The organism is Massilia varians (assembly GCF_027923905.1).
Taxonomy (GTDB): Bacteria; Pseudomonadota; Gammaproteobacteria; order Burkholderiales; family Burkholderiaceae_D; genus Telluria; species Telluria varians_B.
In genome coordinates this window covers 5,332,725-5,344,791 of record NZ_AP026966.1, presented here as the reverse complement: position 1 = coordinate 5,344,791, position 12,067 = coordinate 5,332,725, and the positions used below count along the sequence as shown (strand labels likewise).

At 66.9% G+C, this 12,067-nt stretch carries 14 protein-coding genes and 1 riboswitch; of the genes, 9 read left to right on the top strand and 5 right to left on the bottom strand.

The window, feature by feature from the left end:
- Positions 1-10 precede the first annotated feature (10 nt).
- From ribB to MasN3_RS24085, 4 genes are all read right to left on the bottom strand, one after another.
- Positions 11-655 (bottom strand): 3,4-dihydroxy-2-butanone-4-phosphate synthase, encoded by a 645-nt coding sequence (ribB, locus tag MasN3_RS24100; RefSeq protein ID WP_281910859.1) that lies wholly within the window; start codon positions 653-655, stop codon positions 11-13.
- Between the two features lie 102 nt (positions 656-757).
- Positions 758-900: riboswitch (FMN riboswitch) on the bottom strand.
- 66 nt (positions 901-966) lie between these two features.
- Positions 967-1,380, bottom strand: coding sequence for a lactoylglutathione lyase (gene gloA / locus MasN3_RS24095; RefSeq protein ID WP_281910856.1), 414 nt, complete (start codon positions 1,378-1,380; stop codon positions 967-969).
- A gap of 132 nt (positions 1,381-1,512) precedes the next feature.
- Positions 1,513-1,944, bottom strand: a complete 432-nt coding sequence (locus MasN3_RS24090) for an OsmC family protein (RefSeq protein WP_156923776.1) — start codon at positions 1,942-1,944, stop codon at positions 1,513-1,515.
- A 9-nt stretch (positions 1,945-1,953) separates the two neighbouring features.
- The gene (locus MasN3_RS24085; protein WP_281910852.1) at positions 1,954-2,274 is read right to left on the bottom strand and encodes a hypothetical protein; all 321 of its coding nucleotides are present in this window, start codon (positions 2,272-2,274) and stop codon (positions 1,954-1,956) included.
- A 151-nt stretch (positions 2,275-2,425) separates the two neighbouring features.
- Here MasN3_RS24085 and MasN3_RS24080 point away from each other — a divergent pair, with 151 nt between their 5' ends.
- The 3 genes from MasN3_RS24080 (at position 2,426) to recN (ending at position 6,052) form a co-directional block, all read left to right on the top strand.
- Positions 2,426-3,310: a DUF3667 domain-containing protein gene (locus MasN3_RS24080; protein WP_281910851.1), complete on the top strand. Its 885-nt coding sequence runs from the start codon at positions 2,426-2,428 to the stop codon at positions 3,308-3,310.
- A 133-nt stretch (positions 3,311-3,443) separates the two neighbouring features.
- Positions 3,444-4,346: an NAD kinase gene (locus MasN3_RS24075; protein ID WP_281910849.1), complete on the top strand. Its 903-nt coding sequence runs from the start codon at positions 3,444-3,446 to the stop codon at positions 4,344-4,346.
- Positions 4,347-4,387: 41 nt separating this feature from the next.
- On the top strand, positions 4,388-6,052 hold the full coding sequence (gene recN / locus MasN3_RS24070) for a DNA repair protein RecN (protein WP_281910848.1): 1,665 nt from the start codon (positions 4,388-4,390) through the stop codon (positions 6,050-6,052).
- A 22-nt stretch (positions 6,053-6,074) separates the two neighbouring features.
- Here the strand turns inward: recN and MasN3_RS24065 are convergent, their stop codons facing one another.
- Positions 6,075-6,911, bottom strand: a complete 837-nt coding sequence (locus MasN3_RS24065; protein WP_281910846.1) for a LysR family transcriptional regulator — start codon at positions 6,909-6,911, stop codon at positions 6,075-6,077.
- A gap of 126 nt (positions 6,912-7,037) precedes the next feature.
- On the opposite strand from MasN3_RS24065, the gene MasN3_RS24060 reads away from it, so the two are divergent.
- The 6 genes from MasN3_RS24060 (at position 7,038) to grpE (ending at position 12,060) form a co-directional block, all read left to right on the top strand.
- Complete coding sequence (locus tag MasN3_RS24060) at positions 7,038-7,706, top strand: ankyrin repeat domain-containing protein (RefSeq protein WP_370662315.1); 669 nt, start codon at positions 7,038-7,040, stop codon at positions 7,704-7,706.
- 19 nt (positions 7,707-7,725) lie between these two features.
- Positions 7,726-8,187, top strand: coding sequence for a nucleoside deaminase (locus tag MasN3_RS24055; protein ID WP_281910844.1), 462 nt, complete (start codon positions 7,726-7,728; stop codon positions 8,185-8,187).
- 22 nt (positions 8,188-8,209) lie between these two features.
- Entirely contained in the window at positions 8,210-9,457 is a 1,248-nt protein-coding gene (locus MasN3_RS24050) for an MFS transporter (RefSeq protein ID WP_281910842.1), read from the top strand.
- Positions 9,454-9,882, top strand: coding sequence for an organic hydroperoxide resistance protein (locus MasN3_RS24045; protein WP_281910841.1), 429 nt, complete (start codon positions 9,454-9,456; stop codon positions 9,880-9,882). Before MasN3_RS24050 ends, MasN3_RS24045 begins: the two co-directional genes overlap by 4 nt.
- 82 nt (positions 9,883-9,964) lie before the next feature.
- Positions 9,965-11,068, top strand: a complete 1,104-nt coding sequence (gene hemH / locus MasN3_RS24040) for a ferrochelatase (protein ID WP_281910840.1) — start codon at positions 9,965-9,967, stop codon at positions 11,066-11,068.
- Between the two features lie 380 nt (positions 11,069-11,448).
- Positions 11,449-12,060: a nucleotide exchange factor GrpE gene (gene grpE / locus MasN3_RS24035; protein ID WP_281910838.1), complete on the top strand. Its 612-nt coding sequence runs from the start codon at positions 11,449-11,451 to the stop codon at positions 12,058-12,060.
- Positions 12,061-12,067: the final 7 nt, after the last annotated feature.

Here is a 12,067-nt window from a genome sequence, read left to right as displayed (position 1 = left end):
CACCCTACAATTATTGGCGCTTACGCCATGCGATCATCTCTGCAATCGTCAGGATCGGGAAGCCGTGCAAGGCGGCGAAGCGCTCGATCTGCTCTCCGCGCATCATCGTCCCGTCGGGATTCATCAACTCGCACAGCACGGCCGCCGGCATCAAGCCCGCCATGATGGCCAGGTCGACCGAGCCTTCGGTATGCCCGGCGCGCGCCAGCACGCCGCCCGGGGTGGCGCGCAAGGGAAACACGTGGCCCGGCCGCACCAGGTCATCCGGCTTCGCATCGGCTGCGATCGCCGCACGGATAGTGGTGACGCGGTCCGCCGCCGACACGCCGGTCGTGACGCCATGGCGCGCCTCGATCGACACGGTGAAGGGCGTGCCGTAGCGGCTGCCGTTCTCCGCCGCCATCGGCGGCAGTTCGAGCGCGCGTACCTTGTCGCTTGACAGGCACAGGCAGACGATGCCGCTGCATTCGCGGATCATCAAGGCCATCGTCTCGACGCTGAGCCGGTCGGCCGCGACGATCAGGTCGGCCTCGTTCTCGCGGTCGAAATCGTCGAGCAGGATGACGGGAACCCCGGTGCGCACGGCGTCCAGGGCGGCGGCGATGCGGCCTTCCAGGTCGGTGCTGGTGAGGGAATGGCTGGTGGTGACGAACATGTGAAACGCTCCTCGCGGTAGGTTGGCGAAAAACGCATCAGGGCAAAGCAAAGCGCGCGCTGGCCCGGCTGCAAAAAAGCAGCGAGGACAGCGCGTGGCAGCGCACATCTTCTTTCATCCGGACTATACCGTCGGCCCTGGCCTCTCACCAGGTCTGCTGACCCTGCTCACGCAGGCGCTCGCGGGCTCGGCCCATTGCAGGCCATACCGCCGGTGGGGAATCACACCCCGCCCCGAAGACGCATTTTTGTTGCCTGAAAAAGCAGGCCCGGCGATTGTAGCAGTGTGCCGCCGGTCCTGCCGGGGAGGGCTTAGCTGCTCAGGCCGCCGCCCGCTTCGTGGTCCTTGCGCTCGATGAGTTCGACCTTGTAGCCGTCCGGGTCGGTGATGAAGGCGATCACGGTGGTGCCGCCCTTGACCGGGCCCGGTTCGCGGGTGATGTTGCCGCCCGCCGCACGCACCTGGTCGCAGGTCGCGTAGATGTCTTCGGCCGAGATGGCGATGTGGCCGTAGGCCGTGCCCATGTCGTAGCTGTCGACGCCGTAGTTGTAGGTCAGCTCGAGTTCGGCGTGGTCCGGGTTGCTGCCGTAGCCGAGGAAGGCGAGCTTGTACTTGTACTCGGGATTGTCGCTGGTGCGCAGCAGCTGCATGCCGAGCACCTTGGTGTAGAAGTCGATGGAACGCTGCAGGTCGCCGACGCGGAGCATGGTGTGGAGAATGCGCATGGGGGTGTCCTTCTAGTGAAACGGAAAGCGGCCATTTTATGCGCTGGGCGCGATTTCTGCCGGACGCAGCTCGGCAGCGCGAGGGGTAGTCGAACGCGCGGACGGCAAAGCCGTCCACCCTACAAATGCGCGTCAGTTTTCCAGCCGCGAGGTCATCGTGATGTCCGCGTTGAGCAGCTTCGACACCGGGCAGTTTTCCTTGGCCGTGTTGGCCGCCTTGTCGAAGGCTTCCTGGCTGGCGCCCGGGATCTTCGCCACCAGGTCGAGGTGCACCGCGGTGATCGAGAAGCCGCCCTCGACCTTTTCCATCGAGACCGTGGCGGTAGTGCGCAGTTCCTGCGCCGTCAGGCCGGCCTGGCCCAGCTGGCCCGAGAGCGCCATGGTGAAGCAGCCGGCATGGGCCGCGCCGATCAGTTCTTCGGGGTTGGTGCCGGGGCCGTCCTCGAAGCGGGTGTTGAAGCCGTACTGGGTGTCCTTGAGCACGCCGCTCGCGGTCGAGATCGCGCCCTTGCCGTCCTTCAGGCCGCCGCTCCAGACGGCGCTGCCGTTGCGTTTGATGGTCATGTGTTCTCCCTACAGGTTGTTTTTGTCGGATTGATCGTTGCTCGTGTCGTGCCGGCGCATCGACTCGTGGTTGTGCGGCTGCGGCTTGGCCTGGCCGCTGGCGCCGGGCGCCGGGTCGACGGCGTTTTCCAGGCCGTCGGGATTGGTGCCGTACATGTCGGTGTTCACCAGGCCCTGGGCCATGTCCGAGGCGGCCTGCTCCATGACGCCGCGCGGCGCCTGGTCCTGCCCGTCCGGGCTTTCGTCGCGCTCGTGCGGCTGGCGCTTGACGCCATCGTTCTCGATCGGTGCTTTCGTGTTGACGAAGCGGTCTTTGGTTTCGGTCACCATATGGCCTCCTTGTAATCCAGTTAAGCCCCATCCTAGCCGCCGCCCGCCGAAACAGTCGCGCAATTGAAGCCAAAGCCATAACAATACGAGATGCTTTTTTGCAACTTAACCGTTAACATGGCAGCTTGGACAATATTGCACGACCTGTAACATGACCGCCCACGCCCTCGATACCCACCAGCACGCCGGCTTTTGCAAGAACTGCGATGCCGCCACCACCGGCAACTATTGCCACCAGTGCGGCCAGGCGACCCACCTGCACGTGCCGAGCGCACGCGAATTCCTGCACGAGTTCATCGCCCACTACGTGGCGATCGAGGGCAAATTGTGGCGCTCGCTCAAGCTGCTGCTGTTCAAGCCGGGTTTCCTGAGCCGCGAATACATCGAAGGGCGCAGGGTGCGCTACATCGAGCCGCTGCGGCTGTACCTGAGCTTCAGCATCATCTTCTTTGCGCTGTTCAAGACGCTTGGCCTGCAGGACATCAACATCATGAGCCGCGACGGAGCGCCCGCGGCCGTGAGCGCGCCGGCCAGTACGCAGGCGGCGGATGACCGGGACCTGGCGGAAATCCAGGTCAAGACCAAGCGCTTGCTGGGCCATGTCAGCCCGCGGCTGGAGCAGGGCGCTGAACGCTTCTTCGCCCTGTCGCAGAAGGAACGCAGCGAGACCGCCAAGCGCGTGTTCTTCAGCTATACGCCGTACGCGATCTTCCTGATGATGCCGGTGTTCGCGCTCTACCTGAAGCTGCTCTACCTCGGCTCGGGGCGGCGCTACGGCGAGCACTTCCTGTTCGCCCTGCACAGCAATGGCTTCGCCTTCCTGATGCTGAGCCTGTTCATGCTGGCGGACGGCTGGAGCATCGTCCGCCTGGCGCTGCTGGCCTGGCTGGTGTGCTACCTGCCGACCGCGATGCGGCGCGTCTTCGGCGGCGGGCGCCTCACCACGGCGCTGCGCTGGATGGTCCTGATGGTGCTGCACGTGTTCACCCTGATGATGGTGGTGTTCCTGGCGGTGGCGCTCGGACTGCTGCTCTGATCTTGCCGGAAGCCCTGGGTGCCCGTTATACTGTTTATTTGTACAGTCATTTGCGAGCGCCCACAGGGGCTCATATGGCAGACGCGGGGATAATCGGTTAATCTCCAAAGTCCCATCCCAACCGTCGAGACCCATGTCAGTGTCGCCTGAAAAGCAACAAATCATCGCGCTCGTGGTGCGGCAAAACACCCCCGGCATCGAAGAGCCGGCCCGGCAGCTCACCGACTTCCTGACTGGAGAGGGCTACCGGGTGGTGTTCGAGACCGATACCGCGGCCTACCTTGGCATCGACGGCATCGAGGCCATGACGGTGGCCGAGATCGGCGCGCAGGGCAGCTACGCGGTGGTCATGGGCGGCGACGGCACCATGCTCGGCATCGCGCGCCAGCTCGCCAAGTACGACATCCCGCTGATCGGCATCAACTCGGGCCGGCTGGGCTTCATCACCGACATCCCGCTCGACCGCATGGTGCCGGCCCTGCACGAGATCCTGCAGGGCCAGGCCGAGGCCGAGGAGCGCAGCCTGCTCGAGGCGCGCGTGGTGCGCGACGGCCAGGAGATCTTCTGCAGCGTCGCCTTCAACGACGTGGTCGTGGCGCGCGGCACCGGCGCCGGCATGGTCGAGCTCAAGCTCATCGTGGACGGCGAATTCATGTACAACCAGCGCGCCGACGGCCTGATCGTCTCCACGCCCACCGGTTCGACCGCGTATGCGCTGTCGGCCGGCGGTCCGCTGCTGCATCCGCGCGTGCAGGGCATCGTGCTGGTGCCGATCGCGCCGCACGCGCTGTCGAACCGGCCGATCGTCGTGCCCGAGTCGAGCGAGATCGTGGTCGAGCTGGTGGCCGGACGCGACATCAGCGTCAACTTCGACATGCAGACCTTCACCAGCCTGCAGCTGGGCGACCGCATCGTCATCTCGCGCTCGCCGCACACGATCACCTTCCTGCATCCGCGCGACTGGAGCTATTACCACACGCTGCGCGAAAAACTGCACTGGAACGAATACCCGACCAACGAAGGCAAATTGACGTAATCCCGTCACAAGCAGAGCAAAAACAGGAGACCCGATTTTTCATGCTGCGCACACTTACCATCCGTGATTTCGTCATTGTCGACGCCATCGAACTCGAGTTCGCACATGGCTTCACGGTGTTCACCGGCGAGACCGGCGCCGGCAAGTCGATCCTGATCGACGCGCTGCAACTGGCGCTGGGCGGGCGCGGCGACGCAAGCATGGTGCGCGAAGGCGCGGCCAAGGCCGACATCACCGCCGAATTCGCGTTGACGGCGGCGGCTTCGTCGTGGCTGCTGTCCAACGAGTTCTCGACCGAGGAAGGCGTGGCCCTGGTGCGCCGGGTGATCGACAACGCCGGCCGCTCGAAGGCCTGGATCAACGGCATCAGCGCCACCGCCGCCCAGCTGCGCGAGCTGGGCGACATGCTGGTCGACATCCACGGCCAGCATGCGCACCAGTCGCTGTTGAAAAGCGATGCGCAGCGCGCCCTGCTCGACAACCAGATCGCGGTGCGCGACCCGGCCGCCAGCGAAGAGGTGCAGGCCACCGCCGGCGCCTACAAAGCCTGGCGCGCGCTGGTGCGCCAGCGCGAGGAATTCGAGCACGATGCGCGCAACGTGCTGCTCGAGCGCGAACGCCTGGAGTGGCAGGTGAGCGAGCTGGACAAGCTGGCGCCGAAGGCCGGCGAATGGGCCGAGATCAGCAACGAGCACAGCCGCCTGTCGCATGCCGCCAGCCTGCTCGAAGGCGCGCAGGAAGCGCTGCAGGCCATCTCGGAAGCCGACCACCCGATTCTGTCGCAGCTGTCCTCGCTCAACGCCAAGCTGGGCAAGCTGGTCGACGTCGACACGCAGCTGCAGGAGGTGCTCGACTGCATGGAGCCGGCGCGCATCCAGCTGCAGGAAGCGGTGTACGCGCTGAACAACTACATCGACAAGGTCGAGCTCGACCCGGGCCGCCTGCGCGAAGTGGACGCGCGCATGGAAGCGCTGCACGGCGCCGCGCGCAAGTACCACGTCACGCCCGAAGAGCTGCACGAGGAACATGCCGCGCTGGCCGCCAGGCTGCGCCAGCTGGCCGACGCCAGCGACCTGGAAGGCTTGCGCAAGCAGGAAGACAAGGCCAAGGCGGCCTACATGAAAGTGGCCGAGCGCCTCTCCAAACGGCGCCAGCAGGCGGCCGTGGAGCTGGGCCGGGGCGTCACCAGCGCGATGCAGGAACTGAGCATGAGCGGCGGCCGCTTCGAAGTGGCGCTCAATCCGGGCGAGCCGGGCGCGCACGGCCTCGAGCAGGTCGAATTCCTGGTGGCTGGCCATGCGGGCGTGGCGGCGCGGCCGCTGGCCAAGGTGGCCTCGGGCGGCGAGCTGGCGCGCATTTCGCTGGCCATCGCCGTGATCACCGCGCACGCGACCACCACGCCGACCCTGATCTTCGACGAGGTCGACACCGGCATCGGCGGCGGCGTGGCCGAGGTGGTGGGGCGCCTGCTCAAGCGCCTGGGCCAGCAGCGCCAGGTGCTGTGCGTGACCCACCTGCCGCAGGTGGCGAGCCAGGCCAACCAGCACTTCCAGGTGGCCAAGGGCAGCACAGGCGACGGACGCACGGTCTCGCGCATCGACGTGCTCGACACCCGGGCGCGGGTGGAGGAAGTGGCGCGCATGCTGGGCGGGATCGAGATCACCGAGACCACGCGCAAGCATGCGCGGGAGCTGCTGGCTTCCTGACGCCCGCGGCCCCACGCGGCCTTCAGCGCTTGTCGAGCACCTCCGCCATTGCCCTGGCCAGTTCGGCCACCAGCCCGCTCTTGTCCCAGGTGTAGAGCGAGACGGCCATGGGCGGCGCCGTGCCGAACGGAGCGTGGATGCGCAGGCGCCGTCCCCTGGCGGCCTGCACCGGAAGCATGGACAATCCCAGGCCGCCCTCCAGCCCGACCAGGATGCTTTGCAGGCTGCTGCCCGAGAACGCGATATACCAGCGCCGGCGCGCCCGCTCGATGCGCTCGAACATGGCCTCCCGATACAGTCCGCCCGGCGGAAAGACGACCAGCGGAATCGGGTCGGGCCACGGCTGCGTGCTGTCTTCGCCTTCGAACCAGGCCATCGGCTCCGGAAACGTCGCCAGGCAATCGGCGCTTGCCGCCGCTTCCTTGACCACCACGATATCGAATTCGCCGCCCCGGTAAGCCTCGGCCAGCTTGCGGCTCAGTCCCGTCGTGATGTCGAGCCGGATCGAGCGATCCTGGCCGGCCAGCGCCTGCAAGGCCGCGGCCATCCTGCCGTCGAAGACGTCTTCGGGCAGGCCGATGCGTACCGGTCTTGCGCCGGCCGGGTCGGCCAGGGCCGCCTGCGCTTCGTTCTCGAGCAGCAAGATGCGCCGCGCATACCCCAGCAGCCGCTCGCCGGCGGCGCTGGCGCGTACCGGCCGCGCCGAGCGGTCCACCAGCGGCTGGCCGACTGCTTCTTCGAGCCGGGCGATCTGCTGGCTGACGGTGGATTGCGTCATGTGCAGGCGCTCGGCCGCCGCGGTGAAGCTGCCCGCATCGACAATCGTCACAAAAGCACGCAGCAAGCGTAGGTCGAACATGGTCCTGGCCGGTTCATGGTGGAGCACACATCCTATCATGCAGGTTTTTAATAATTATGATGCTTTAATTTAATTTCCAAATAAAAGGCAGGCTGGTTATGCTTGGCCCATCGATTCGGAGCAGACATGACCAAGTCCCTCGTGCCAACCCTGTGCGCAAGCACCATGCTTGTGGGCATGCAAGCCTGTTCGGCGCAGCCCATGCCCGCCCATCCGCTGCATGCCGCCGCCGCGCGCGGCGACGTTCCCGCCATCGAGCGGCTGCTGCGTGAAGGCGCCAGGATCGACGCGCGTGACGCGTCCGGCTCGACCGCCTTGCTGGTGGCGACCAGGGCCGACCAGGCCGCCGCCGCCCGGGTGCTCATCGAGGCCGGCGCCGACGTCAACGCCAAGGACCAGATCGACGACAGTCCCTACCTGTATGCCGGCGCCCGGGGCTACCTGGAGATCCTCAAGATGACGCTGGCGCATGGCGCCGACCTGCGCAGCACCAACCGCTATGGCGGCACGGCCCTGATTCCGGCGGCCGAGCGCGGCCACGTCGACACGGTGACAACCCTGATCGAGGCCGGCGTGGCGGTGGACCACGTCAACAATCTCGGATGGACCGCCTTGCTGGAGGCGATCATCCTGGGCGGGGAGGGCGAACGCCACCGGCAGATCGTGGACATCCTGCTCGCAGCCGGCGCCGATCCCAACATTGCCGATCGCAACGGCATCACGCCCTTGCAGCACGCGCGCGCCCGCGGCTACCGCAAGATCGAAAGCGTCTTGCGCGCCGCCGGCGGGCGCTGAGCCTTTGAGAGGAAAGCACATGAACCAGGACACGGATTTTCTGCGGCAAGCCATCGCGCTGGCCTACGCCAACGTCGAACGGGGCGGGCGCCCCTTCGGCGCGCTGATCGTCAAGGACGGCAAGGTGATTGCCGAGGCGGTCAACGAGGTTGTCGCTACCCGGGATCCGACGGCGCATGCCGAACTGCTGGCCATCCGGGCCGCCAGCCGCGTCCTCGACTCGGCCAGCCTGGCCGGCTGTACCGTCTATGCCAGCGGCCATCCTTGCCCCATGTGCATGGGGGCGATGCGCATGGCCGGGATCGCGGCGGTGACCTACGCCTATTCCAACCAGGACGCCGAGCCCTTCGGCCTGTCCACGGCCGCGGTCTACGCCGACCTGGCCAAGCCGGTCGACCAGCAGTCGATGCGGATCCGGCACCTAGCGGCCCGCCTCGAGGGCGAGCCGGCGCTGTACGCGCACTGGCAGCAGCGCCATTAGCCCCGGCGCAGTGCGCCGGCTGATGCCGATCGCCGCCGTGGTGCTGGTCGGGATCAACCTGCGGCCCTTCATCACCGGCATCGGCCCGCTCGCCGCCGGCATCCAGCGTCACACAGGGCTGGGCCTGCAGGGCCTGGCGCTGCTGACGCTGGTGCCGATGCTGTTGATGGGCATCCTGGCATTCGCCGCGCCGGCCCTGGAAAGCGCGGTCGGCGCGCGGCGCGCGGTGCTGCTCGCCCTGGCCGCCATCTGCGGCGGCTGCGCCCTGCGCCTGGCGGCCGGTTCCGGCGCGGCCCTGGTCGCCACCGCCGCCCTGATCGGCGCGGGCGTGGCGCTGGTGCAGGCCGTCTTTCCAGGGATGATCAAGCGCGCCTTCCCGCGCCACACCGGGCCCGTGATGGGCCTGTATTCGGCCATGCTGATGGGAGGAGGCGCGCTCGGCGCCATGCTGTCCCCGCTGGTGGCCGAGGCCAGCGGCAGCTGGACGGCGGGACTGGCATGGCTTGCCCTGCCGGCCCTGCTCGCCGTGCTGGTGGCCCGGGTGGCCCTGCCTGCCGATGCGCGCACGCGCCCCGGCCGCCGCATGACGCGCTCGCTCCTGGCGCGGCCCCGGACCTGGCTGCTCATGGCCTGTTTCGGCCTGGTCAACGGCGGCTATTCGTCGGTCGTGGCATGGCTCGCGCCGGCGTACCAGGCGCAGGGCTGGAGCCCCGCCGCCAGCGCGGGCCTGCTGGCGACCCTGGCGGCGGGCCAGGCGCTGGCGGCGCTGGCGCTGCCGGTCATCGCCGGACAGCAAGCGCACCGGCGGCCCTGGCTGTGGCTCACGCTGGGCATGCAGGCCCTCGGTTTTGCCGGCCTGGCACTGGCCCCCGGCTGGGCGCCCCACGCCCTGGCGGCCATCCTCGGCGCCGGCCTGGGCGGCTGGTTCGCCCTGTCGATGGGCGTGGCGCTGGAGCATCTGCCCGATCCCGCGCAGGCGGGCGCGCTGACCGCGCTCATGCAGGGCGGCGGCTTCATCCTGGCCGCGCTGCCGCCCTGGCTCGTCGCCGCGCTGCATGAGCACAGCGCCAGCTATGTGCCGGGATGGTCCTGGCACCTCGCCTGTGTCGGCCTGGTGGCCGGGCTGAGCGCCCGCTTCAGCCCGGACAGCTATGGCCCCGCGATGGCGCCGCCGCACTCCCGTCCTGCCCGTTCCGCCATTCTGTGGCAAAGTGACAAACGCTCCGCTCCGCGGAGCGCGTCCAGACCACCACAGGAGGAATTCGAATGAGCATTGACAACGTGCTGTACCGCGCCCAGGCCACCTCGCAAGGCGGCCGTGAAGGCACCTCGAAAAGTTCCGATAATGTGCTTGACCTGAAGCTGAGCACCCCGAAAGAACTCGGCGGCGGTGGCGGCTCGGGCACCAATCCCGAACAGCTGTTCGCGGCCGGGTATTCGGCCTGCTTCCTCGGCGCGCTGAAGTTCGTGGCCGCCAAGGAAAAAGTCACGCTGCCGCCCGACCTGACCGTCACCGGCGAGGTCGGCATCGGCCCGATCCCGACCGGCTTCGGCATCGAGGTCGACCTGAGCGTCAAGGCGCCCGGCATGGACGGGGCCCAGCTCAAAGACCTGGTCGACAAGGCCCACGTGGTCTGCCCCTACTCGAACGCCACCCGCAACAACATCGACGTGCGCCTGCACACCAGCACTTGATGACCCGCTATTGTTCACCTTAAATGGATACGCCAGGGGGACGCCACTTATAATACCGGGCGTCCTTCACCTTCATATCGCCATGCCTTTTCGACGAGAACCGCCTTTCCCCCACGGTACCGTGTCCTCCAGCGCCATCGTGCTGGTCAACCTGGGTACGCCGGACGAGCCCACCCGCAAGGCCGTGCGCCGCTACCTGAAGCAGTTCCTGTCCGATCCGCGCGTGGTCGAGATCCCGGCCATGATCTGGTGGTTCATCCTGAACCTGTTCATCCTGCCTTTCCGCTCCGGCCAGTCGGCCGCCAAGTACCGCAGCATCTGGACCAAGGAAGGCTCGCCGCTCAAGGTGCACACCCAGAAGCAGGCGGCGCTGCTGGAAAAGACCCTGGCCGAGCGCGGCCATGAGGGCGTGAAGGTGGCGATGGCGATGCGCTACGGCTCGCCCTCGCTGCCCGAGGTGCTGGACCGCCTGCAGGCCGAGCACTGCCAGCGCATCGTGGTGCTGCCGGCCTATCCCCAGTATTCCGGCACCACCACCGCCTCGGTCTGGGACGCCGTCCATGCCCACTACGCGCAGGTGCGCAACATCCCCGAGCTGCGCCTGGTGCGCCACTACCACGACCACGAAGGCTATATCGAGGCGCTGCGCGCGCAGGTGGAATCGTACTGGGAAGCCCACGGCCGCGGCCAGAAGCTGGTGATGAGCTTCCACGGCACGCCCAAGCGCACCCTGATGCTGGGCGACCCGTATTTCTGCGAATGCCACAAGACCGCGCGCCTGCTGGCGGTGGCGCTGGGCATGGGCGCCGACGAATACATCGTCACCTTCCAGTCGCGCTTCGGCAAGGCCGAGTGGCTGCAGCCCTATACGGCGCCGACGGTGCAGGAACTGGCGCGCCAGGGCGTGGAGCGGATCGACGTGATCTGCCCCGGCTTCACCAGCGACTGCCTGGAAACCCTGGAAGAGATCAATATGGAAGTGCGGCACGACTTCGAGTCTGCCGGCGGCAAGGAATACCACTACATTCCCTGCCTGAACGTGTCGCCGGCCTGGATTACCGGCCTGGCCGAGATCGCCGAACAGCACCTGATCGGCTGGCCGACCATCCTGACGCCGGCCCAGCGCGCGGCCCGGCGCCGCGATGCCCAGGTCGGCGCCCAGTACGCGGCCCAGTTGGGCGCGTAAAGCCGCTGCTTGTCGACCTGTTAAAATAGGCGGTTACCGCCTCAGGCATGCCAGGGTGTTGCGCCGATGCCGACATGGCACAGCCATGCCAGCACCGCGAGGGTGTACAGCACGATGGCGCCGCTGATCAGTTGAAGTCTCATGATGTCTGCTCCCGGATGCTTGCAGTGTTTACTGCAAGCTTGTCAGGAAGGGTAAGACTTTTCATTGAGAAATGATTCAGGGAAAGCGTAAATCTTGTAACAAATGATGTCTACTTTTTCATGGGTGACCTGGAAATGCCCCTTGAAAATGTAGGACATCGCCCCATGTAGGGCCCTGTGTGTCAGGCAGGACACGTTACCAACTCAGCCAAGTCCTTGATTCTAGGAGTTTTTTCGATGCAAGACCAAGAAAACCAAGAGCTGTCCCAACAGGGCAACGGCGCCGCGCCGCAGCCGGCTGATGCCGCTACCGCCGCCGCCGCAAACGAGGCGGCCCAGGCCAGCGCCGGCCAGGCTGGTGTGCCGCCAAGCGCCGACACCTCGGCGCAGTCCGAACTGGAAGCCCAGCTCAGCGCCACCGAAGCCAAGCTGGCCGAGATGCACGACGCCTTCATGCGTGCCAAGGCCGACGCGGAAAACATCCGCCGCCGCGCCCAGGAAGACGTCAGCAAGGCCCATAAATTCGCCATCGAAAGCTTCGCCGAGGCCATGGTGCCGGTGCGCGACAGCCTGGAAATGGCGCTGAAGGTCGAGTCGCAGACCGTCGAAGCGATCCGCGAAGGCGTCGAGATGACGCTCAAGCAGCTGACCGCCGCGTTCGAGAAGAACCGCCTGGTCGAAGTGATGCCGGCGGCGGGCGAGAAGCTCGACCCGAACAAGCACCAGGCCGTGGCCGTGGTGCCGTCCGAGCAGGAAGCCAATACCGTGGTCGCCGTGCTGCAGAAGGGCTACATGATCGCCGACCGCCTGCTGCGTCCGGCCATCGTGACGGCGGCGGCGCCGAAGTAAAGCAGGA

Bases quoted from the DNA above. Each gene is read 5' to 3' on its own strand.
- ribB (WP_281910859.1), bottom strand. From the start codon at position 655: ATGTTCGTCACCACCAGCCATTCCCTCACCAGCACCGACCTGGAAGGC.
- gloA (WP_281910856.1), bottom strand. From the start codon at position 1,380: ATGCGCATTCTCCACACCATGCTCCGCGTCGGCGACCTGCAGCGTTCC.
- MasN3_RS24090 (WP_156923776.1), bottom strand. From the start codon at position 1,944: ATGACCATCAAACGCAACGGCAGCGCCGTCTGGAGCGGCGGCCTGAAG.
- MasN3_RS24085 (WP_281910852.1), bottom strand. From the start codon at position 2,274: ATGGTGACCGAAACCAAAGACCGCTTCGTCAACACGAAAGCACCGATC.
- MasN3_RS24080 (WP_281910851.1), top strand. From the start codon at position 2,426: ATGACCGCCCACGCCCTCGATACCCACCAGCACGCCGGCTTTTGCAAG.
- MasN3_RS24075 (WP_281910849.1), top strand. From the start codon at position 3,444: ATGTCAGTGTCGCCTGAAAAGCAACAAATCATCGCGCTCGTGGTGCGG.
- recN (WP_281910848.1), top strand. From the start codon at position 4,388: ATGCTGCGCACACTTACCATCCGTGATTTCGTCATTGTCGACGCCATC.
- MasN3_RS24065 (WP_281910846.1), bottom strand. From the start codon at position 6,911: ATGTTCGACCTACGCTTGCTGCGTGCTTTTGTGACGATTGTCGATGCG.
- MasN3_RS24060 (WP_370662315.1), top strand. From the start codon at position 7,038: ATGACCAAGTCCCTCGTGCCAACCCTGTGCGCAAGCACCATGCTTGTG.
- MasN3_RS24055 (WP_281910844.1), top strand. From the start codon at position 7,726: ATGAACCAGGACACGGATTTTCTGCGGCAAGCCATCGCGCTGGCCTAC.
- MasN3_RS24050 (WP_281910842.1), top strand. From the start codon at position 8,210: ATGCCGATCGCCGCCGTGGTGCTGGTCGGGATCAACCTGCGGCCCTTC.
- MasN3_RS24045 (WP_281910841.1), top strand. From the start codon at position 9,454: ATGAGCATTGACAACGTGCTGTACCGCGCCCAGGCCACCTCGCAAGGC.
- hemH (WP_281910840.1), top strand. From the start codon at position 9,965: ATGCCTTTTCGACGAGAACCGCCTTTCCCCCACGGTACCGTGTCCTCC.
- grpE (WP_281910838.1), top strand. From the start codon at position 11,449: ATGCAAGACCAAGAAAACCAAGAGCTGTCCCAACAGGGCAACGGCGCC.